General features: G+C 59.0%; 20 protein-coding genes. 8 read left to right on the top strand and 12 right to left on the bottom strand.

What is annotated here, in order from left to right:
- Positions 1-401: 401 nt before the first annotated feature.
- From msrQ to BLR20_RS25135, 6 genes are all read right to left on the bottom strand, one after another.
- Positions 402-1,034, bottom strand: coding sequence for a protein-methionine-sulfoxide reductase heme-binding subunit MsrQ (gene msrQ / locus BLR20_RS25160; RefSeq protein WP_010427363.1), 633 nt, complete (start codon positions 1,032-1,034; stop codon positions 402-404).
- Positions 1,034-2,047 (bottom strand): protein-methionine-sulfoxide reductase catalytic subunit MsrP, encoded by a 1,014-nt coding sequence (msrP, locus tag BLR20_RS25155; protein WP_010427366.1) that lies wholly within the window; start codon positions 2,045-2,047, stop codon positions 1,034-1,036. Before msrP ends, msrQ begins: the two co-directional genes overlap by 1 nt.
- Positions 2,048-2,116: 69 nt before the next feature.
- The gene (gene pssA / locus BLR20_RS25150; RefSeq protein WP_010427369.1) at positions 2,117-2,962 is read right to left on the bottom strand and encodes a CDP-diacylglycerol--serine O-phosphatidyltransferase; all 846 of its coding nucleotides are present in this window, start codon (positions 2,960-2,962) and stop codon (positions 2,117-2,119) included.
- Between the two features lie 170 nt (positions 2,963-3,132).
- On the bottom strand, positions 3,133-4,149 hold the full coding sequence (gene ilvC, locus BLR20_RS25145) for a ketol-acid reductoisomerase (protein WP_002552076.1): 1,017 nt from the start codon (positions 4,147-4,149) through the stop codon (positions 3,133-3,135).
- A gap of 47 nt (positions 4,150-4,196) precedes the next feature.
- Positions 4,197-4,688 (bottom strand): acetolactate synthase small subunit, encoded by a 492-nt coding sequence (gene ilvN / locus BLR20_RS25140; protein WP_002552075.1) that lies wholly within the window; start codon positions 4,686-4,688, stop codon positions 4,197-4,199.
- Positions 4,689-4,690: 2 nt separating this feature from the next.
- Positions 4,691-6,415 (bottom strand): acetolactate synthase 3 large subunit, encoded by a 1,725-nt coding sequence (locus BLR20_RS25135; RefSeq protein WP_025990798.1) that lies wholly within the window; start codon positions 6,413-6,415, stop codon positions 4,691-4,693.
- Positions 6,416-6,812: 397 nt separating this feature from the next.
- On the opposite strand from BLR20_RS25135, the gene BLR20_RS25130 reads away from it, so the two are divergent.
- A complete protein-coding gene (locus BLR20_RS25130; RefSeq protein ID WP_010427376.1) occupies positions 6,813-7,229 on the top strand; it encodes a DUF4124 domain-containing protein in 417 nt (138 codons plus the stop codon).
- A gap of 11 nt (positions 7,230-7,240) precedes the next feature.
- Here the strand turns inward: BLR20_RS25130 and BLR20_RS25125 are convergent, their stop codons facing one another.
- The 3 genes from BLR20_RS25125 to mrcB are packed head-to-tail and all read right to left on the bottom strand — an operon-like array spanning position 7,241 to position 10,652.
- Complete coding sequence (locus tag BLR20_RS25125; protein ID WP_003392631.1) at positions 7,241-7,570, bottom strand: YqcC family protein; 330 nt, start codon at positions 7,568-7,570, stop codon at positions 7,241-7,243.
- The gene (locus BLR20_RS25120; RefSeq protein ID WP_050549157.1) at positions 7,570-8,313 is read right to left on the bottom strand and encodes a tetratricopeptide repeat protein; all 744 of its coding nucleotides are present in this window, start codon (positions 8,311-8,313) and stop codon (positions 7,570-7,572) included. The genes BLR20_RS25125 and BLR20_RS25120 overlap by 1 nt, the downstream gene beginning before the upstream one ends.
- 17 nt (positions 8,314-8,330) lie before the next feature.
- A complete protein-coding gene (mrcB, locus tag BLR20_RS25115) occupies positions 8,331-10,652 on the bottom strand; it encodes a penicillin-binding protein 1B (protein WP_054992583.1) in 2,322 nt (773 codons plus the stop codon).
- 130 nt (positions 10,653-10,782) lie between these two features.
- Here mrcB and BLR20_RS25110 point away from each other — a divergent pair, with 130 nt between their 5' ends.
- Together BLR20_RS25110 and BLR20_RS25105 are read left to right on the top strand one after the other, a co-directional pair.
- Complete coding sequence (locus BLR20_RS25110) at positions 10,783-12,321, top strand: bifunctional aminoglycoside phosphotransferase/ATP-binding protein (RefSeq protein ID WP_032613685.1); 1,539 nt, start codon at positions 10,783-10,785, stop codon at positions 12,319-12,321.
- Positions 12,322-12,421: 100 nt separating this feature from the next.
- Positions 12,422-12,766, top strand: a complete 345-nt coding sequence (locus BLR20_RS25105; protein ID WP_010427385.1) for a pentapeptide repeat-containing protein — start codon at positions 12,422-12,424, stop codon at positions 12,764-12,766.
- Positions 12,767-13,134: 368 nt separating this feature from the next.
- On the opposite strand, the gene deoC is transcribed toward BLR20_RS25105, so the two are convergent.
- A complete protein-coding gene (gene deoC / locus BLR20_RS25100; RefSeq protein ID WP_032613683.1) occupies positions 13,135-13,920 on the bottom strand; it encodes a deoxyribose-phosphate aldolase in 786 nt (261 codons plus the stop codon).
- Positions 13,921-14,145: 225 nt separating this feature from the next.
- Between deoC and BLR20_RS25095 the strand changes: the two genes are divergently transcribed.
- On the top strand, positions 14,146-14,484 hold the full coding sequence (locus BLR20_RS25095; protein ID WP_054992582.1) for a Rieske (2Fe-2S) protein: 339 nt from the start codon (positions 14,146-14,148) through the stop codon (positions 14,482-14,484).
- 23 nt (positions 14,485-14,507) lie between these two features.
- Here BLR20_RS25095 and sfsA read toward each other — a convergent pair whose 3' ends face one another.
- On the bottom strand, positions 14,508-15,221 hold the full coding sequence (sfsA, locus tag BLR20_RS25090; protein WP_010427391.1) for a DNA/RNA nuclease SfsA: 714 nt from the start codon (positions 15,219-15,221) through the stop codon (positions 14,508-14,510).
- Positions 15,221-16,393, bottom strand: a complete 1,173-nt coding sequence (locus BLR20_RS25085) for a pyridoxal phosphate-dependent aminotransferase (RefSeq protein ID WP_010427393.1) — start codon at positions 16,391-16,393, stop codon at positions 15,221-15,223. Before BLR20_RS25085 ends, sfsA begins: the two co-directional genes overlap by 1 nt.
- A gap of 349 nt (positions 16,394-16,742) precedes the next feature.
- Here BLR20_RS25085 and dksA point away from each other — a divergent pair, with 349 nt between their 5' ends.
- From dksA to BLR20_RS25055, 4 genes are all read left to right on the top strand, one after another.
- The gene (gene dksA / locus BLR20_RS25080) at positions 16,743-17,183 is read left to right on the top strand and encodes an RNA polymerase-binding protein DksA (protein WP_003317723.1); all 441 of its coding nucleotides are present in this window, start codon (positions 16,743-16,745) and stop codon (positions 17,181-17,183) included.
- 897 nt (positions 17,184-18,080) lie between these two features.
- Entirely contained in the window at positions 18,081-18,968 is an 888-nt protein-coding gene (gene gluQRS, locus BLR20_RS25065; protein WP_054992703.1) for a tRNA glutamyl-Q(34) synthetase GluQRS, read from the top strand.
- A gap of 98 nt (positions 18,969-19,066) precedes the next feature.
- Positions 19,067-19,243, top strand: coding sequence for a hypothetical protein (locus BLR20_RS25060; RefSeq protein WP_002552060.1), 177 nt, complete (start codon positions 19,067-19,069; stop codon positions 19,241-19,243).
- Positions 19,227-22,181 (top strand): sensor histidine kinase, encoded by a 2,955-nt coding sequence (locus BLR20_RS25055; protein ID WP_024641215.1) that lies wholly within the window; start codon positions 19,227-19,229, stop codon positions 22,179-22,181. Before BLR20_RS25060 ends, BLR20_RS25055 begins: the two co-directional genes overlap by 17 nt.
- The last annotated feature ends 20 nt before the right edge of the window (positions 22,182-22,201 follow it).

Here is a 22,201-nt window from a genome sequence, read left to right as displayed (position 1 = left end):
TGTTGACTTCAGTCTGACACCACAAGCACCCACACGAATTGCTTGATTCATTTGTTAAAGAGCGGTGGGTTAAGATCTTTCGTCTCAACCGAGGCGCGCATTCTACAGCGTCCTCTGTATCTGTCAAGCGGTTATTTTAAGAAGTTTTCAAAGTTTCCTTTGCAACTTCAACCACTTGCGCTGCGATCAACTCTGGAGTTGCTCATCAGCGGGAGGCGAATTCTACAGCGTTACAACCGCGTGTCAAACTCTTTTTTCTCACCGCTGTCGATCAATCCAGACCCGACCTCCTTCCTCGCTGACTCTTCACTCCAAAACCTTGCAACCTATTGATCTACAAGGTTTTTTCGTTTCCGTCTGCGCCGGAAGTGGGGCGAATTATAGACACCTCACAGAGGGCGTCAACCGTTATTTTGAACTTTTACCGATCTGGCCTTGGCAGCGCCGCCCAGACGCGGGATTCGCCGAGCAAACACGGGAATCCGTAGCAATAAAAGGAATGCACCTATCCCCGCATACAGCGCCCACTCTTTAAGGTCGGCCCGGACAATCCAGAACATATGTAGCAAACCCAGCCCCAGAATCGCATAGATGATCCGATGCAGCTTTTTCCAGCGTGCTCCGAGGCGACGCTGACTATACCGGTTGGAGGTCACCGCCAGCACAAGCAGCCCCAGCAACGCCAGCGCACCGACGATGATATAGGGACGCTTGACCAGCTCGACACCCAGCTGCCCCCAATCCAGCCCAAGAATGAACAGCGCATACATGGTCAGGTGGAGCAACGCATAGGCAAAACACCACAGGCCCAGCTGGCGACGTACCACAATCCAACCGGACCAACCGGTAAGGCGCTGCAACGGCGTCATGGAGAGCGTGATCAGCAGCATGACCAACGTCGCCACTCCGAAGTTCTCCACAAGGACTTTGCCGGGATCAGGCCCGAGCGCAAAAATCCACGCCTGATACAACCACCACACAGGTGCAATGCAAGCGGCAAGAAATACAGCCAGACGCACGAACGGATATCGCATCAATAGTCCTTCCGCAAATCCATGCCGGCGTACAAGGAACCGACCTCTTCCTCATAGCCATTGAACATTTTCGTGTCGCGCAGATTCGGGCTGAACAGACCGCTCGGCAAGCGACGCTCACGGGCCTGCGTCCAGCGCGGGTGATCGACCGTCGGGTTGACGTTGGCATAGAAGCCATACTCGTTCGCCGCAATGCTCTGCCAGGTGGTCTTCGGCTGCTCACTGACCAGGCTGATGCGCACGATGGACTTCACACTCTTGAAACCATATTTCCATGGCACCACCAGGCGTAACGGTGCGCCATTCTGGTTAGGCAGCTCCCGCCCGTACATGCCCACCGCCAGAATCGCAAGAGGGTTCATCGCCTCATCCAGACGCAGCCCTTCTACATAAGGCCAGTCGATCAGAGCGAAGTCCGAACGCTGACCCGGCATGGACTTGGAGTCCTCCAGCGTTTCGAAACGGATGTACTTGGCTTTGGAGGTCGGCTCTACCTGCTTGAGCAACGCGGCGATCGGAAAACCAATCCACGGAATGACCATCGACCAGGCTTCGACGCAACGCAACCGGTAGATCCGTTCTTCCAATTGGTAAGGCTTCATGAAGTCTTCGAGCGCATAGCGGCCGGGCTTGCCGACCTCACCGTCGATCACGACACTCCAGGGCTCGGTCTGCAGGGACCCGGCATTCTTCGCAGGGTCGCCCTTGTCAGTACCGAACTCATAGAAGTTGTTGTAATGAGTCGCGTCCTTGAACGGCGTGATCGCCTCGTCCTTGACGTTGACCGCCTGCCATTTCGTGGAAGGCAATTTGTCCGCGAACCAGCCCGGTGCTTTACCTGGCTCGACATCGGCATACCGAGAAGCATCGGCGGCACCGGCCCAGCGCGGCATTGCGGTGACGGCAAGACCTGCAAGCGAGCTCGAGAGCAATGTGCGTCGTGAGAGATAAATGGATTCGGGCGTGACGTCCGACTCTTTGGAGTCGGACGCAGAAGGAAGTTTGATTAACATGATGACTCCGCAGGCCAGGGAACTGATGCACCAATAGACTACGGAGTATGGTGGAAATTAGATCCTTGACTAGGCCTTGCGGCGACGAAGTAGATACTGAATCGGCCCGGACAACGCGTAGGCGAGGAATATCAGCAGCAAAATGCGCGGCGGGTCGCTGAATACGACAGCAAACACCAAGACCACTGCCAGAATCGCAACGAAAGGCACGCGCCCCTTCAAGTCCAGCTCCTTGAAGCTGTTGTACTTGATGTTACTGACCATCAGCATACCGGCGGCGGCGACCAGCAACGCAACGAGAAACGACAGTTTGGAGCCCTGAATCCCGAAATCGCTGAATGCCCAGACCGTGCCGGCCACCACACCTGCCGCAGCCGGACTGGCCAGGCCGATGAAGTAGCGCTTGTCAGCCTTGCCGACCTGAGTATTGAAGCGCGCCAGACGCAATGCAGCGCCGGCTACATAGATGAAGGCAACCATCCAGCCCACCTTGCCCATGTCACCCAGTGCCCAGCCGAATGCCAGTAACGCCGGGGCTACACCGAAGGCGACCATGTCGGACAAAGAATCATACTCGGCGCCAAACGCGCTTTGCGTATTGGTCATGCGCGCAACACGACCATCCAGGCCGTCGAGCACCATGGCCACGAAGATAGCGATCGCAGCGAATGCGAAATACTTGCTTGCCCCGGCAAAATCACCTGCACTCATGGCGCTTTGCGCACTCATGGAACTGATGATGGAGTAGAAACCCGCGAACAAATTCGCCGTGGTAAACAGATTGGGAAGCAGATAAATACCCCGATGCCGGACCTGCCGGCCGTCGGCGTCATGGCCCTCTTCCACATGTTCATCGATAGGTAGCAGACTTTCAGCGTCAGAGGCCTTGATGGGCTCTTCAGGACGTTCGCTCATGGAGATTACCTTGCAGCGGTATGAAAAGGTTCGACACAGGTCTGCGGCGAGGGTTCGCCTGCAAACGATGCAGCTTTATACCAGAGCCTGACCCATAACGAAAAAGCGCGACCGGTTGGTCGCGCTTTTTCCTGTAAACCAGCTGTAGTCCGGCAGTGAACCAGAAAAGCTTAGTTCTTGTCCTTGTCGACGATTTTGTTCGCCGCGATCCAAGGCATCATCGAGCGCAGTTTTTCACCGATGATTTCGATACCGTGCGCAGCGTTGTTACGACGCTTGGCAGTCATCGATGGGTAGCCGGTGGCGCCTTCGCTGATGAACATCTTCGCGTATTCGCCGTCCTGGATGCGCTTCAGAGCGTTGCGCATGGCCTGACGGGATTCAGCGTTGATGACTTCAGGGCCGGTGACGTATTCGCCGTATTCGGCGTTGTTGGAGATCGAGTAGTTCATGTTGGCGATACCGCCTTCGTACATGAGGTCAACGATCAGCTTCAGTTCGTGCAGGCACTCGAAGTAAGCCATTTCCGGCGCGTAGCCAGCTTCGACCAGTGTTTCGAAACCAGCCTTGACCAGCTCGACAGTACCGCCGCACAGAACAGCCTGCTCGCCGAACAGGTCGGTTTCAGTCTCGTCCTTGAAGGTAGTTTCGATGATGCCGGTACGGCCGCCGCCAACGCCCGAAGCGTAGGACAGGGCAACGTTCTTGGCGTTGCCGGAAGCATCCTGATAAACAGCGATCAGGTCAGGGATACCGCCACCCTTGACGAACTCGGTACGCACGGTGTGACCTGGAGCCTTCGGCGCGATCATGATCACGTCGAGGTCAGCGCGCGGTACGACCTGGTTGTAGTGAATCGCGAAGCCGTGGGAGAACGCCAGTGTTGCGCCCTTCTTCAGGTTCGGCTCGACTTCGTTCTTGTACAGCTGGGACTGGAACTCGTCCGGGGTCAGGATCATGACCAGGTCGGCAGCAGCAACGGCAGAAGCGACGTCAGTCACTTTCAGGCCATGAGCCTCGGCCTTGGCGACAGTGGCCGAACCTTTACGCAGGCCGACAGTGACATCAACGCCGGAGTCTTTCAGGTTGCACGCCTGAGCGTGGCCTTGCGAACCGTAACCGATGATGGCGACTTTCTTGCCCTGGATGATCGAAAGGTCACAGTCTTTGTCGTAGAAAACTTTCATGGAAATCCCCTGTTATCTTGGCCACGCAGGCCATTTGCTTAATTGATTTAAATGCTCAGCACTTTGTCGCCACGGGCAATGCCCGTTACGCCACTGCGTACTGTTTCCAGGATAGCGGCGGTGCCGATGGCCTGAATGAAGCTGTCCAGTTTGTCGCTCGTGCCGCTCAGCTGCACGGTGTAGACGCTGGCGGTCACGTCGACGATCTGCCCGCGGAAGATATCCGTGGTGCGCTTGATCTCCGCACGCTGCGCGCCGGTGGCCTTGACCTTGACCAGCATCAGTTCGCGCTCGATATGAGCGCTTTCCGACAGGTCGACCAGCTTGACCACTTCGATGAGCTTGTTGAGGTTCTTGGTGATCTGCTCGATCACCTCATCATGACCTACGGTGGTGAGCGTCAGACGCGACAGGGTCGGGTCTTCGGTCGGCGCAACCGTCAGGCTTTCGATGTTGTAGTTACGCTGGGAGAACAGACCGACAACGCGCGACAATGCACCCGGTTCGTTTTCCAGCAGCAGGGAAATGATATGGCGCATGATTATGTCCGCTCCGTCTTGCTCAACCACATATCGCGCATGGAGCCGTCCTTGATTTGCATCGGATAGACGTGCTCGGTCACATCGACCTGAATATCCATGAACACCAGCCGGTCAGTCATGGCAAAGGCTTCTTCCATCTTCGGCTTCAGATCCTTCAGGTCCGTGACACGCATGCCGACGTGGCCATAGGCCTCGACCAGTTTGACGAAATCAGGCAGCGACTCCATGTAGGAGTGCGAGTGACGCGCGCCGTAGCTCATGTCCTGCCACTGGCGGACCATGCCCAGCACACCGTTGTTGAGCAGGATGATCTTCACCGGCAGGCCGTACTGCAGGCAGGTCGACAGCTCCTGGATGTTCATCTGGATGCTGCCTTCACCGGTCACACACGCGACATGCGCATCCGGAAAGTTCAGCTTGACGCCCATAGCAGCCGGGAAGCCGAAGCCCATCGTGCCCAGACCGCCCGAGTTGATCCAGCGGTTCGGCTTGTTGAAGCGGTAGTACTGCGCAGCGAACATCTGATGCTGACCGACGTCCGAGGTGACATAAGCGTCGCCCTTGGTGACTTCGCACAGCGTTTCGATAACGGCCTGCGGCTTGATGACCGTGCCATCGCCACGGTTGTACGGGAACAGATCACCCGTGCCGCGCCACTCGTCAATCTGCTTCCACCACGCGGCAACGGATGCCTTGTCGGGCGTCTCGCCGATCTCTTTCAAGGTGGCGACCATTTCGGTCAGCACGCTTTCGACAGGACCGACGATAGGCACGTCGGCCTTGATGGTCTTGGAGATCGAAGCCGGGTCGATATCGATGTGGATAATCTTGGCGTTCGGGCAGAACTTGCTGGCACCGTTGATGACACGGTCATCGAAGCGCGCGCCGACTGCCAGGATCACATCGGTGTGGTGCATCGCGAGGTTGGCGGTGTAGCTGCCGTGCATCCCGAGCATACCGACGAACTGACGATCAGTGCCCGGATAGCAACCAAGCCCCATCAGGGTGTTGGTTACCGGAGCATCGAGCAGTTGCGCCAGTTCGGTCAGTTGCGCCGAAGCATTGCCCATGATCACCCCGCCACCGGCGTAGACGATCGGACGCTTGGCAGCCAGCAGCATCTCGACGGCCTTGCGGATCTGACCGGAGTGGCCACGAACCGCAGGGCTGTAGGAGCGCAGCTTGGCTTTTTTCGGGAAGACGTATTCGAATTTTTCGGCCGGGTTGGTCATGTCCTTCGGAATATCGACGACCACCGGGCCCGGACGACCGGACTGTGCCAGGTAGAAAGCCTTCTTCAGGACTTCAGGGATTTCCGACGGGTGCTTGATCATGAAGCTGTGCTTCACGATCGGCCGGGAGATACCGATCATGTCGGTCTCCTGGAACGCGTCGGTGCCCACCAGCGTACTGGCTACCTGGCCGGACAGGACCACCATCGGAATGGAGTCCATGTACGCCGTGGCGATACCGGTAATGGCATTGGTTGCACCCGGACCCGAGGTCACCAGCACCACGCCCGCCTTGCCGGTAGCCCGCGCATAGCCGTCAGCCATGTGCGTGGCAGCCTGCTCGTGGCGAACAAGGATGTGGCTCACCGCCGGTTCTTTGAACAGGGCATCGTAGACATGCAGGAGGGCACCACCCGGGTACCCATAGATATGCTCAACGCCTTCGTCACGCAAAAAGCGGACGACCATTTCAGCGCCAGATAAAAGCTCCACGTTGTTCACCTCTAAAACGCCAGAATACCGTCCACTCCGGGACGGGTCTTAATAGGTTTACTGCCAGCAGAGCATGAGCGACGGTGGTCGCCGACTACGTCAGCACTGACTGAGCAAGTATTGGGAGGTCCCTGAGTGTTGCGGAACATTCCCACCCAGCGCGAGGTAACGCGTTGCGGGTGTTACAGGTCGGCGCGGGTGTGCGCCTCATGATCTACCGAGAGGGTCTGCTTCTGGCAGTCCTTCTACAGCGAACTTTGGATTGTTGTGATTCCCCCCCTTCAAGTCAAGCGATCCGTGCGCTTTCTTGACACCCGACAAGTGAAATCGCACCGTTTCGGACTGAAATGCACTGTTATGGTAGCTTTCTGCATGCACAGACTTTCAAGGACCCGACATGCATTGGATGATTCTCGCCGCCGCGCTGGCCATCAGCGCAACCAGTCAGGCCGCTTCGATCTACAAGTGGGTGGATGCTCAGGGTGTGACGCACTTTGATGCCCAGCCCCCCACTGGCCAGCCAGTGCAGGAAATCAATGTGCAGACGCCGCCACCTGCCGCCCCACCCGGCATCCCCGCAGACGACGGAGCTGCGCAACAGCGCGAGATTGACCAGAAAGTCAAAAGCCAGGTGAAGGTTCAGGAAGCAAAGCGCGTGGAAAATTGCGAAAACTTGCGCACCAATCTCGCGCAACTGCAAAACAATCCGCGAGTGCGCGAGCAGGTGGGAGGGGTATCAAGGCGCCTTACGGATGAGAACCGCAAGACGCGTATCGAAGAGACCAACAGGGCTATCGACGACTACTGCCGCTAGGAGCGTGCCGATCAGCGCGCCGCTGTAATCAACTGGTCGAACCGCGCCAGATGCGCCTGCAGCTGCCGTGTTTCACTCATGCACCCGGCATAGACCATCTCGGCCATTTCCAGAATGCCGGAAGCATTCGGCAATGGCAGGTCGCGCTCAAGGATGACCTTCATCCGCGGCAGGAAAATCCATTGCAGCCACTGGGCGAACTCCAGGGTATCGACGCTGAACGGTTCCTGACTGGCGAGCGCCTGCTCGCTGGGCGGTGTCGCATCCCACCAGCCCAGCAGGCGCAACTCGCGCTCTATCAACAGCAACTGCTCGGCAACCTCAGGCAAACGTCCGTCCATCAGCGAGCCTTTTGGCGAGCCAGGGCAGCACCGGCCGCATCACCCTGCTTTTCGCGTGACTGAGCGATCAATCCCCACAGACTGGCCTGAAGGCTGGTACGTCCATTGGCGTAAGTCAGAGCGCGACGGGCGAGTTGCTCGGCTTGGGCGGCATCGCCTTGAGCCAGACGCACCTGAGCCAGACGATAGAGCACTTGCGGCTCGCGCGGTGCAACCCGCTGCGCACGCTCGAGACTGGATGACGCGCCGTTGAGATCGCCACTGGTCTGCTGTTGCTGTGCGGTGGTCAGCAATGCCAGTACGGGCCCGTCAAGCTGCTCGTCCTCTGACAGACCGCCACCGCTGGACGGGATTCCGGTCGGGGCAGAGGCAGCCGGCATGCTGTAACTGTTGTTCGCAGGAGCCTGACTGACCGGGGCCTGATTGACCGGAGCGGCATCGACTGGCGGAGTATTGACACTGAACGGTGCCTGACTGGCGGGTGCAGAGTAACTCTGCCCGGCATCGGCACCACCCGCGCCCGGCACCATCACCACAACGCCAGAGTCCTGCGGTACGGCTTGCGGCTGCTGTTGCACCGGAGCCGTGTTGGTGCGGTAAGTACCGTTACGCGACGCTGCCGCACGTTCACCGTTGGACACCTTGGAGCTCGAATCCACGACTGGAATCGAGCCGCGTTCCACACTGGCGCAGCCGTTCAGCAAGGCCAGTGCCGTTAAAGCTGGAATCCACCATTTATTCACTTCAAAACCTCGATTGCCTAGTTCAACCAACCCTTGACCCAGTCCATCACCTCAGTGGCAGGTGCCGGAGCGCCGCCGCATGTCGCGCCGGGCTGGGGCTCACTGCCGCGAATATACGGCATCTGCACGGCATTCGGGCAGCTTGCATCCGAACCCTGACCGGTCTGCGCATCGACCCACGCCTGAACGACGTTGTCCGGCATCGCCATGTCCAGGGGTAGCGGACCGGCCTTGCGCATGAAACTGGTCCAGACCTGCAGGGCACCGGTGGCACCGGTAAACGGTGTCTTGCCGTTGTCGTCGCGGCCCATCCACACCACGGCCAGCAGATCCTGACTGAACCCGGCAAACCAGCTGTCGCGCGAGTCATTACTGGTGCCGGTCTTGCCTGCCAGATTCAACGATCTCGGCAACACGTTGTAAACAGATTTGCCCGTACCTTCACGCATGACCCGCTGCATCGCATTCTGCACCAGGTAAATCGCACCCGGATCGAAGCGCTGTTCGATCTGGAACGGATAACGTTTGAGCGGCTCGCCTTCAGCGGTGAGCACGCTGCGAATACCCCGCATCGGCGTATTGAACCCGCCGCTGGCGATGGTCTGATACATGGTGGCCACTTCCATCGGACTCAAGCCCCCCGCACCCAGCAGCATCGACGGGTAGGCAGGCCATTCGCGCGTCACACCCAGCCTGGCCAGGGTTTTGAACACGTTTGGAATGCCCAGTTCAAGACCCAGCTTGGCGGTCGACAGGTTGTACGAATGCGCCAGCCCCTGATACAGGAAGATATTGCCGTGTGACTTGTGATCGTAGTTCTGCGGTTTCCAGATCTGGCCATCGGCGCCTTTGACCTGGAACAATTCGTCGGCGATCCAGCTGGTCAACGTGTACTGGCTTGGTCGTTCGAGAGCCGTCAGGTAGATAGCAGGCTTGACCAGCGAGCCGATCGGCCGCACCGCGTCGATCGCCCGGTTGAAACCCGAAAAACCGGCCTCACGCCCACCGATCAATGCCTGCACTTCGCCGGTTTCAGGGTTAGTGACGACCATGGCCGACTCAACTTCATCAGAACCCTTGCGCCCGGCGAGCTTCTTGAACGTATCGTCCATGGCAGCCTGGGACTTCATCTGCAAAATTGGATCGAAGCTGGTAAAGATCCGCAGTCCTTCTTCGGTCAAGTCTTCGTCGCGATAGTCTTCGCGCAGCTGACGCTTGACCAGATCGAGGAACGCCGGGAACGAGCTGTCGGCGAGGGTCCCGGTCTTGGTCACACCCAGTGGCATTTTCTTCGCAGCGGCAACCACTTCCGGTGTGGCCACGCCCTGCTGCTCGAACAGATCGAGCACCAGGTTGCGACGTTCCATAGCACGCTCCGGATTACGACGCGGGTTATAGAAAGACGGCCCTTTGACCAGACCGACCAGCATCGCCACCTGATGGATCTTCAGTTCGGAGAGCGGCTGGCTGAAGAAATACTGACTGGCCAGACCAAAACCGTGAACGGCACGCTGGCCGTCCTGCCCGACGAACACTTCGTTGAGATAGGCCTCGAGGATTTCCTGCTTGCTGTAATGAATCTCCAGCAGGATCGCCATCATGGCCTCGGTCAGCTTGCGGGTCAGGCTGCGCTCGTTGGTCAGGTAGAAGTTCTTGACCAACTGCTGGGTCAGCGTACTACCGCCCTGCCGCATCTGCCCCTTAGAGCTGTTGACCCAGATCGCCCGGGCGATGGATTTGGGTGACACACCGAAGTGGTGATAGAAATCCCGGTCCTCGACCGCCACCAGCCCGTCGAGCAGATAGGGCGGCGCCTGGTCCAGCTTGATCAGGATCCGGTCCTCCAGATTCTTCGGGTACAGGCCGCCGATCAGCAAGGGCTCAAGCCGTGCCACCGCAAGCTTGGCACCATTGCCCGAAGACAGGTCGGCTACGTAATCACCGGAAAAGCGCACGCGAACCTGCTGCGCTGCGTCGGTGCCTTCATAGAACTGAAAGCCACGCGTATTGAGGTCGACCGTGTTGCCGTTCACCGCTGCGGCACCGGGCCCGTTCGCCACGCTTTCGCGGCGATAGCCCAAGGCGTCCAGCTCGATGAGAAAGTCATCGCGGCTCAGCTTCTGTCCGACGAACAGCTCCAGCGGTCGTGCATAGACCTTGGCCGGAATGGTCCAGCGCTTGCCGGAGAATTTCTCCTGAACGATTGCATCGAGGTAAATGGCCAGGCCGCCCAGCAGAACCAGGCCGACAATACCGAGCTTCAACGCCCAGCCCAGCCACTTGTTGAGGCTGCGGGGGGGGTGTTTTTTTGCAGAACGAGAGGTGCGGGATCGAGTCATGGGCGCGGATTATACGCACTTTGCCAAGGATCGACAGACGCCCGAGTCAGCGGTTTGCAGCCTCGCGCCAAGCGGCCATAATGGCGGCATCGTGTACTTACATCTTGAACACATTCCTGAAGGATCGACCGTGAGCCAGTCTTTGATTGCTGCCCTGCAGAACCCTGCCCTCTTCCCCCATCCGGTGGAGAGTTTCCAGGTCATCGAAACGCACATTTCCTGGGTGCTGCTGACGGGTCCGTATGCCTACAAATTCAAAAAACCGATGAACTTCGGCTTTCTGGATTTCACCACCCTGGCCCTGCGCAAGCATTTCTGCGAGGAAGAGTTGCGCCTGAATCAGCGCCTGACCGACGACCTCTACCTCGAGGTACTGCCGATCACCGGTACAGCGGACGCGCCGCAACTGGGTGGCGACGGCGAAGCCATCGAATACGCGCTCAAGATGAAGCAATTCTCGCAGGATGGCCTGCTGAGCACACTGCAGGCCAACGGTGAGTTGACGACTGGGCACATCGACGAGCTGGCACACCAGATTGCCGGTTTTCACCTCACCTCACCGCAAGTCGGAGCCGAAAGCGAACTCGGCTCGCCTGAAAGCGTGATGGCCCCGGTGGTACAGAATTTCGAGCAGATTCGCCCACTGATCAGCGAAAAAGCCGACCTGGCACAGCTTGATGCACTGCAGGCGTGGGCAGAGTCGAGCTTTGCGCGTCTCAAGCCGTTGCTGGCTCGCCGCAAGGCCGACGGGTTCATCCGAGAGTGCCATGGCGACATCCATCTGGGCAACGCGACGGTGATTGATGGCAAGGTCGTGCTGTTCGACTGCATCGAGTTCAACGAGCCGTTCCGCAAGACCGACGTCTATGCCGACATCGGTTTCCTGGCAATGGACCTTGAAGACCGTGGACTGAAATCGCTGTCACGACGTTTGATCAGCCAGTACCTGGAAGTCACCGGCGACTACGCAGGCCTGGAGCTGCTGAATTTCTACAAGGCCTACCGTGCAATGGTCCGCGCCAAGGTGGCACTGTTCAGCCAGCCGGCCGATGCCGACGGTGTGCAGCGCGCAGCGACACTTCGTCAATACCGCAACTATGCCAATCTGGCCGAGAGCTACAGCGCCATCCCTTCACCGTTCCTGACGATTACCCACGGTGTATCTGCCGTCGGCAAAAGCCACGTTGCGATGCGCCTGGTGGAATCGCTGGGCGCCATCCGCCTGCGCTCGGACGTAGAGCGCAAGCGCTTGTTTGCCGGCAAGGATCAGGACCTGTACGACGCGCAAGCCAGCAGCGCAACCTATGCACGCTTGCATGAGCTTGCCACTGCAACCCTGCGCGCGGGCTTCTCGGTGGTGATCGATGCCACCTACCTGAAGCGCGAGCAACGCGATGCGGCGGCGAAGATTGCCGAAAACACCGGTGTCCCGTTCCTGATTCTGGATTGCGAAGCGCCGCAGGCAGTGATCGCGGGCTGGCTTGCGCAGCGCCAGGCACAGAGCAACGACCCATCTGACGCGACACTGGAAGTCATCGAAGCTCAGCAGGCCAGTCGCGAGCCGCTCGGCGCCGAGGAAATCCTGCGCAGCAAGAAGGTTGCAACCAACGTCAGCAGCGAACTGGACAGCCTTATTGATAACCTGCGTCAGCGCCTGCCGGGCCTGTGAAAAGACACATGGCCGTTGAGCGGTTAACGCTTCACGGCCTCAAGATGATGGCGATATACTGGCGCCATAATTCCAACGCAATGACATGTCCGAGGCCATCATGAGCCATCCCAAACAGATCGACTCACCGCTTTATATGCTGCTGCGCAAAGATGATGTCGAAGGTTTCAATCAGGAGAAACCGCGAACCGGCACCATCGATATGGCCGGGGGCGACTTCAGAGGGTTGGACCTGCGCGAGCTGGACACCGCCGGTATCGACTTCACCGACGCCTACTTTCGCTCTGCCGACCTTCGTGGCCTGGACCTGCGCAACACGCCGATGGAAGGTGCGAGCATCGCTCACGCACAGATTTCAGGGGTGTTCTTCCCGGCCGAACTCTCGGCTGACGAGATTCTGATGTCAGTGAACTTCGGCACGCGCCTGCGCTACCGTACCCGCTGATACCGCAAAAACGTTGCAGCCTGCATGCGCTACGCACAGCAGGCTGGCGATGTATTGTCCTGTTTTCAACTCCCCTCCTCGCTTGCATGCGCAACCCGGTCGCCGCTGAGGCTACGCTGTGCCCGCCACTTTTAATCCCTTGATGTTTGTTCTGAATCAGGTGCAAGCGCCGGCATGCGTACGGTCAAAAGAAAAGTTTGACTTACAAATGAGAATCGTTATGATTATCACATCCGGTCGCGAGACTGGACGGTAGCCTGAAAGACCTTGGTTCGGACTTTCAGATTATCTCCTCATCAGGCTAATCACGGTTTTTGACCCGGCTCTTTGCCGGGTCTTTTTTTGCCCGGCGCAAAGCTACCGATCATTCAAAAGCCATCGCCGCCGCCATGCGATTCGAGCAGGCCGAGCCTTGCCAGCAAGTCGTCCAGCAAGCTCGATCCCCCCAGCCGTAGGCGCCCGGCGTTGATCCATTGCAGACCAAATCGCGCGCGGACCAATGCCATGTAAATACGTGCCTCGTCGAACGTACGGATCCCGCCTGCAACCTTCAGTCCCACTTGCCCGCCTACGTCCGCAATGGACTCCAGCATGACCCGCGCAGCCTGCGGCGTGACATGAGTGGCGGCCTTCCCCGTGCTGGTCTTGATGAAGTCGGCGCCCGAAACAATCGCATCGCGACAAGCGTCGAGGATCATCTGCGAGTCACGCAAGTCACCGGTTTCAAGTGTCGCTGTAAGCCTGACATGCCCCGCGCACAAGGCAGAGCACGCCGAGATCATCGCAAGACCGGACTGCCGATCTCCGCCAAGCAGCGCGCGAAAGGGATAGACGACGTCGATCTCGTCCGCGCCGGACATCAGCGCAGCGCGTACCTGCGCGATGACTGACTGAACATTGCTGCTGCCATGAGGGAAATTGACCACGGCGACGACCTTGATGTGACGAGCCTGTATGCGATCCAGCGTGGTGCGCGCCAGACACACGAAACGTTGCTGGACGCTGACCGCTGCAACCGGCCCCACAGGCGTGCATGCACGCCGACAGATGCCGACAATGCGCCGCTCCGTGTCGTCTGTATTGAGGGCGAACAGCTCAAGCAGCCCGATGACCTGACGTGCCAGCCGCTCATCATCTGCTGTCATATCTTTCATAGTGTTTCCGCTCTGCAAAACATCAGCGGACGATATACGGCTGCACGGCTTGCAGCCGCGAGTAGTGTGCTTAGAGACGAAGGCTACAAAAAGACAGGAAAGAACCGACGCAGCCTGTAATAACTTCAACGTAACTCAGCGCATCAATCCGAAGAAGATGCCAGACTTGTCCGATCAGGCATCGACCCGAAAACGGGTTCACGAAGAATGGCCCAAGGAGGCTTTTTGATATTTCTTTGCTCGTCAAGCCAAGTGCCCGAAGCCCACAGCAAAGGCTTCGAGCTGGGCGAACACGCACTGTTCGCCGTGCGCCGCCAGGGCGAGGTGTTCGTCTACAAAAACCGCTGCCCGCATCGCGGCGTTCCCTTGGAATGGCAACCCGATCAATTTCTGGACAGCAGTGCAAGCCTGATCCAGTGCGCTACGCATGGCGCGTTGTTCCTGATCGAGAACGGCGAATGCGTGGCCGGGCCTTGCGAAGGCCAGTCCTTGACCGTCATCAAAAGCCGTGAAGACGCCGAGGGCATCTGGGTGTCGCTGCATCGGGATGCAGACGGAGTCTGAACCGCCGCCTGTAGCCAGATACCTCAATCCAGTCCGTGCACTTGCAGGCGCCGGTCGATAAAAATCTCTTCCGACGTCAGTTGCGCACCGTAGGCGAGAATTTGCACACCGGCAGCAATGGCTTCACGCAACGCCGCTGCGTAGGCAGGATCGATCTCCTGCGCAGGCCGCACAGCGTCGATACCGCTGAGATTGACGCAATACAACAGCACGGCGCGCACACCCTCGCGTGCCAGCGTCGCCAGTTCGCGCAAGTGCCGCGCGCCACGCTGGGTAACGGCATCGGGGAATGCCGCCACGCTGGAGCCATCGAATCCCAGCGTGACACTTTTCACTTCCAGGTACAGGTAGCCATCCGGATACTCCAGACGAAAGTCCACACGGCTTTTTTCCTGTCCATAGGCCACCTCGCGCTTGAGCGCCGTGAACCCCGTCAGTTCGCTGATGACACCGGCACGCAGGGCCTCTTCAACCAGCGTATTGGCCCGTCCGGTATTGATGCAGGCCAGGCGCCCCTGCGGGGTTTCGCTAATCTCCCAGGTCCCCGGCAGTTTGCGCTTGGGGTCATTCGAGCGACTGAACCACACGCGCCCGCCGGGCATCATGCAGTTGAGCATCGAGCCGGTGTTAGGACAGTGAATGGTCAGCAACTCACCGCTATCGGTTTCGATATCAGCTAGAAAGCGCTTGTAACGTACCAGCAGACGACCCTGTTCAAGCTGCGGAGAAAAACGCATCAGACGCCCCAGCTACGCAGACCGCGAGCGATTCGTTCGACCGCCTGTTCAAGGCGCGGCAGGCTTTGCGTGTAGGCAAAGCGCACGTGGTGCCCGGCCTGAAAACGGCCAAAGTCCAGCCCCGGTGTAAAGGCGACGTGCTCGGTTTCCAGAAAGTGTTGGCAAAAGGCAAAGGCATCGCCGCCAAACGCGGAGATATCGGCATACAGATAAAAGGCCCCTTCCGGCTCGACGGCGATACCGAACCCCAGTTCGCGCAGCGCTGGCAGCAGAAAGTCCCGGCGGCGGCCGAACTCGGCGCGCCGTTGCTCGAGTATGGCCAGTGTCTGCGGCTCAAAGCAGGCGAGCGCGGCGTATTGCGCCATGCTCGGCGCGCTGATGTACAGGTTCTGGGCCAGCTTTTCCAGATCGGCCACCGCATCCTGTGGCGCGACCAGCCAACCAAGACGCCACCCGGTCATGCCGAAATACTTTGAAAAACTGTTAAGGACGAAAGCGTCGTTGTCCACTTCCAGCACACTGCTGGCGTCCACGCCGTAGGTCAGGCCGTGATAGATCTCGTCCACCACCAGATGGCCATTGCGGACTTTCAGTGTCTGAGACAAGGCTGCCAGTTCTTCACGACTCAATAGAGTGCCGGTCGGGTTGGCGGGGGATGCCACCAGAGCGCCGACACTGTTCTGGTTCCAGTGCGTGGCCACCAGTTCGGGGGTCAACTGATAGCGCTGTTGCGGACCGACCGGCACCAGTTGCGCCTCACCTTCTATCAGACGCAAAAAGTGTCGATTGCACGGATAGCCAGGGTCGGCCAGCAACCAGTGCTTGCCCGGATCGACCAGCAGACTGCTGGTCAGCAACAAGGCACCCGAACCACCCGGCGTGACCAGAATTCGCTGAGGATCAATGTTGACGCCGTAGCGCTGAGCGTAAAACCCGGAAATGGCCTCGCGAAGCTGCGGCAGACCGCGCGCAGCGGTGTAACGCGTCTTGCCGTCTGCCAGTGCCGCCTGGCCAGCCTTAATGATGGGCTCTGCAGTCGTGAAATCGGGCTCGCCGATTTCGAGGTGAATCACATCATGACCCGCCGCCTGCAATTCATTGGCACGCGCCAGCAGCGCCATGACGTGAAAAGGTTCTATGGCGCGACTGCGCGCACTGTAAGGCTGGCTCATGGATATTCCTTTATGAGGGCGGGCGTTAAAACATGATTGTCATCACGGCACGCCATGATTCTACCCAAGCACCCGCCCGACGGTGCGTTTGCGGACTGAAAAACCTGGCCCCCAAACGCTGAATAAAAGAAAGCTACGACGGTGCGCAGCGACTAGAGTTCATTTAGATGCAGGGCAGATGCGAAATGGCCATCTCCATAGGAAGACGGCGTCGTCATGCTCGACAACCGGGAGTAGCGCACTCCGATTTGATCTGGTAAGTTCGCCCGCTTGCAGCTGCAGGGCCGACGGGTGTCGGTGATGGAACAATCCTGCGCAATAGATTAGAAGAGTGAGAGGCGGTCCAGACATGCCCACCCCAGAAAAGCAACAGAACCATCTAATCAGCGGCTTTGAGCCCTACGTGCAAACGAAGGGTGAAGAGTACATGGGCGAGCCGATGCGCGCGCACTTCACCAAGATCCTGAACAAGTGGAAGCAGGACTTGATGCAAGAGGTCGACCGAACGGTAGACCATATGAAGGATGAAGCTGCCAACTTCCCTGATCCGGCCGACCGTGCCAGTCAGGAAGAAGAGTTCAGCCTCGAACTTCGTGCCCGCGATCGCGAACGCAAGCTGATCAAGAAGATCGACAAGACGCTGCAATTGATCAAGGACGAAGAATATGGCTGGTGCGAATCCTGCGGCGTAGAGATCGGCATCCGCCGTCTTGAAGCACGCCCGACTGCAGACCAGTGCGTCGACTGCAAGACCCTTGCAGAAATCAAGGAAAAACAGGTCGGTAAATGACCTGGGGCCGCCTTTGACTGAAAAGACGCTTCGGCGTCTTTTTTTGTGCCTGTTGAAAGCACTCTGGAGCGCATGCCAAGGGAAATGTCTCTTCGGACACCTCTCATTCTTCACACTCTGCGCTCATCGTTATACACAAATCTGCTCTTGATTCTGGCCGAAGGCCGTTGGAGTGAGCCGGGCGACGCTTCGCTTGCTCGCGAAGAGGCCAGTAAAGCACCTGAAAATGGGGCGTCTGGACCATTGTATTCGTGAACCATGCGATTCACCGCAACCTGCATCGTCAGTGCCATCGCGGTTTAAAAGCACCGCGCTGGCAGCTGCTGCGGATGAGGCATGAGATTGTTTTGACTATCGTTCCAACGCTCCGCGTGGGAATGCAGTTCGTGACGCTTCGCGTCACATAGCGGTTCTGCGATGTCAGGTAGATTGAGGTCCGACTCAGGTCACCTTTTCGCCCCTCGGCGACTTACTTTGATGGGGCCAAAGTAAGCAAACCCCCAAGCTCCGTTTCCGGCCCGACTTCGTCGGGTTCCTTCGTCTTGACACTGATCCGGGGGTCGCCGCAACGGGCCATCCATGGCCCGGTGCGGCTAACTCGGCATCCTTGCCGAGTTACCCCCGGATCAGCGCCAGGACTCAGCCGTCACTTACGTCGCACTCTGCGTCGTCAGTGCCATTGTGGTCGAAAAGCGCTTCGCTGGCAGCGGCTGCGAGTAAGGCATGAGATTGTTTTGACTATCGTTCCAACGCTCCGCGTGGGAATGCCGTTCGTGACGCTCCGCGTCACATAGCGGTTCTGCGATGTCAGGTGAATTTGGGTTCGGCTCAGGTCACCTTTTCTATCCTCTGCGTTCCACTTGCCCGCCCAAGCCCGTCACCCGTAACATCCCGCCCATGAAAAAACCGGCCTATATCGGGCGCTTTGCGCCGACTCCCAGTGGTTACCTGCATTTTGGCTCGCTGATCGCAGCCCTCGCCTCGTATCTCGATGCGCGCGCGGCAGACGGTCAGTGGCTGTTGCGCATGGAGGATCTCGACCCGCCGCGTGAAGTGGCCGGCGCGCAGGCGGCGATTCTCGAGACGCTTGAGCGCTACGGTTTTGAATGGGACGGCCAGATGGTGCGACAAAGCGAGCGCCATGACGCCTACGCCGAGATCCTCCAGCGCTGGTTCAATCATGGCCTGGCCTACGCCTGCACCTGCTCGCGCAAACAGCTTGAAGACTTTCAGGGTGTCTATCCGGGTTTCTGCCGCAATGCAGGACATTCGCCGGACAACGCCGCGATCCGCATTCGCGTACCGGAGCTGGAATATCGCTTCGAAGACCGGGTTCAGGGCACCTTCAAAATGCACCTGGGGCGCGAAAGCGGTGACTTTGTGATCCGCAGGCGCGACGGGCTATATGCCTATCAACTGGCCGTGGTCATTGACGACGCCTGGCAAGGCATCACCGATATCGTCCGCGGTGCCGACCTGCTCGACTCGACCCCCCGCCAGCTGTACCTGCAGGAACTGCTGGGCCTGCCCCAACCGCGCTACCTGCATGTACCGTTGATCACCCAGCCGGATGGCCACAAGCTGGGCAAGTCCTATCGCTCGCCACCGCTGCCGGCCGATCAGGCGACGCCACTGCTGCTGCGGGCCTTGCGAGCATTGGGCCAACCGCTCGATGCACACATGACCGATGGCACTGCGCAGGAAGTGCTTGCCTGGGGCATCCGTCACTGGAACGCTGACCTGATACCTCGACTGCGCAATATTGAGGAAGCCCGGATAGACTGATCCAGAGCGGTCGCCGCAAACTGCGACGCAAGGATACTTGCAGGTTATCCGGCATCCGTTAACATGCCGCTCCTCATCTACCAGCGCAGGGAGACCAGATGTACATATACCGGTTGGTTTTGCTTCTGGTGGTCGGCATTTATCTGTTCTCTCCAGCCATCATGGACTGGTGGATCGATGCCACCGGTGCCTGGTATCGGCCTTACATGTTGTGGCTGATCCTGATTGTGGTGACGTTCATTCTGCAGAGCCAGCGAGATGCCGATGAGCTTTAGTCTGACGCAGATGTTGCTGGTCAGTGCCGCCTACCTGCTGGTGCTGTTCGGTGTAGCCTGGGTCAGCGAACATGGTCTGATTCCGCGCTGGATCATTCGTCATCCGCTGACCTACACCCTGTCACTGGGCGTCTACGCCAGCGCCTGGGCGTTCTATGGCACGGTCGGCCTGGCCTATCAGTATGGCTATGGCTTTCTGTCCAGTTATTTGGGGGTGTCCGGAGCCTTCCTCCTCGCGCCGGTGCTGCTTTACCCGATCCTCAGAATTACCCGTACCTACCAGCTGTCATCACTGGCCGATCTGTTCGCCTTTCGTTTTCGCAGCACCTGGGCCGGCGCGCTGACCACCGTATTCATGCTGATCGGCGTGCTGCCACTATTGGCCTTGCAGATTCAGGCGGTCGCCGACTCCATCGGCATTCTGACCCGCGAGCCGGTGCAGGATCGGGTCGCAGTGGCGTTCTGCGCATTGATCACGCTGTTCACGATTTTCTTTGGTTCACGGCACATCGCGACCCGCGAGAAACACGAAGGGCTGGTATTTGCCATCGCCTTTGAATCGCTGATCAAGCTGATCGCTCTGGGCGGCGTCGGGCTGTACGCCTTGTACGGGGTGTTCGACGGCCCGCAACAATTGGAACTGTGGCTGCTGCAGAATCAGACCGCTCTCGCCTCGCTGCACACACCTTTGCAGGAAGGCCCGTGGCGCACGCTGCTGCTGGTGTTCTTCGCCTCGGCCATCGTCATGCCGCACATGTATCACATGACCTTCACGGAAAACCTCAACCCGCGCTCGCTGGTCAGCGCGAGCTGGGGTCTGCCGCTGTTTCTGCTGTTGATCAGCCTGGCAGTGCCGCTGATCCTCTGGGCAGGGCTAAAGCTGGGGGCCACCACCAGTCCGGAATATTTCACGCTCGGCATCGGTATCGCCGCCAACAGCAAGTCCCTGGCCCTGCTCGCCTACATCGGCGGGCTATCGGCGGCCAGCGGTCTGATTATCGTCACCACGCTGGCGTTGTCCGGCATGGCCCTCAATCACCTGGTGCTGCCGCTTTATCAGCCACCCGCCGAGGGCAATATCTATCGCTGGCTGAAGTGGACGCGACGCGGACTGATCGTGGCGATCATCGCGCTGGGTTACGGCTTCTACCTCATGCTCGGCGCTCAGCAGGACCTGGCCAATCTGGGTATCGTCGCCTTCGTTGCGACCCTGCAATTCCTGCCGGGCGTGCTGTCGGTGCTGTACTGGCCGACCGCCAACCGGCGCGGCTTCATTGCCGGGCTGCTGGCCGGCATTTCGGTCTGGGCGGTCAGCATGCTGTTGCCGCTGATCGGCAACCTGCAGGGCTTCTATATTCCCTGGCTGAACATGATCTATGTGCTGGACGACACCAGTTGGCACATGGCAGCCATCGCCTCGCTCGCCGCCAACGTATTGCTGTTCACCCTGATATCGCTGTTCACCAATGCCAGCCCTGAAGAAGCCGGGGCCGCCGAGGCCTGCGCGGTCGATAATGTGCGCCGCCCGCAACGCCGAGAACTGCACGCCGTGTCGCCGCAGGAGTTCGCCACCCAACTGGCCAAGCCGCTGGGCGCGAAAGCCGCGCAGAAGGAGGTCGAGCAAGCGCTGCGCGATCTCTACCTGCCGTTCGACGAGCGCCGTCCTTATGCCCTGCGCCGCCTGCGCGACCGCATCGAGGCCAACCTGTCCGGGCTGATGGGCCCGAGCGTTGCGCAGGACATGGTGGAAACCTTCCTGCCGTACAAATCGGGCAGCGAAAAATACGTCACCGAAGACATACATTTCATTGAAAGCCGGCTTGAGGATTACCACTCGCGCCTCACCGGCCTTGCCGCGGAACTCGATGCCCTGCGCCGCTACCACCGCCAGACCCTTCAGGAACTGCCGATGGGGGTGTGCTCGCTGGCCGAAGATCAGGAGATCCTGATGTGGAACAGGGCCATGGAAGAATTGACCGGAATCGTCGCCCAGCGCGTGGTCGGTTCACGGCTGGAAACCATTGCCGAGCCGTGGAAGGGCCTGCTGACCGGTTTTACCAGCCTGCCCGATGAGCATTTGCACAAGCAGAAACTCGGTCTGGACGGTCAGACACGCTGGCTCAATCTGCACAAGGCGGCTATCAACGAGCCCCTGGCGCCGGGCAACAGCGGCCTGGTGGTGCTGGTCGAAGACCTGACCGACACGCAGATGCTCGAAGACAAGCTGGTGCATTCGGAACGCCTGGCCAGTATCGGCCGACTGGCCGCCGGGGTGGCGCATGAGATCGGCAATCCGATCACCGGCATTGCCTGCCTCGCCCAGAACCTGCGCGAAGAACGTGAAGAAGACGGCGAGCTCAAGGAAATCAGCAGCCAGATCCTCGAACAGACCAAACGCGTATCGCGCATCGTCCAGTCATTGATGAGCTTTGCCCACGCAGGCGCCCATCAGCATAGCGACGAAGCCGTCTGTCTGGCCGTGGTGGCTCAGGATGCTATTGGTCTGCTGGCGCTGAACCGGCGCAATTTCGAAGTACACTTCTACAACCTGTGCAACCCCGAGCACTGGGCTGTCGGCGATCCGCAGCGGCTGGCGCAGGTATTGATCAATCTGCTCTCCAACGCCCGCGATGCCTCCCCGGCAGGCAGCGCAGTCAGGGTCAGAAGCGAAGTATCCGAGCACACTGTGGACTTGATCGTCGAAGACGAAGGCAGTGGGATTTCAAAGGCAATCATGGACCGATTGTTCGAGCCGTTCTTCACCACCAAGGATCCTGGCGAGGGAACCGGACTTGGCCTGGCGCTGGTCTATTCCATCGTTGAAGAGCATTATGGACAAATCACCATCGACAGCCCGGCCGATCCCGAGCAGCAGCGTGGAACCCGAATCAGGGTGACCTTGCCACGCCATGTCGACGCGACGTCCACCGCGAACTGAGACCGTCGAGAGAACTGAAT

Origin of the sequence: Pseudomonas congelans, from assembly GCF_900103225.1 — a bacterium.
Lineage (GTDB): Bacteria > Pseudomonadota > Gammaproteobacteria > Pseudomonadales > Pseudomonadaceae > Aquipseudomonas > Aquipseudomonas congelans.
Note: the sequence above shows the minus strand (reverse complement) of the source record. Positions and strands in the feature narration are given on the sequence as shown.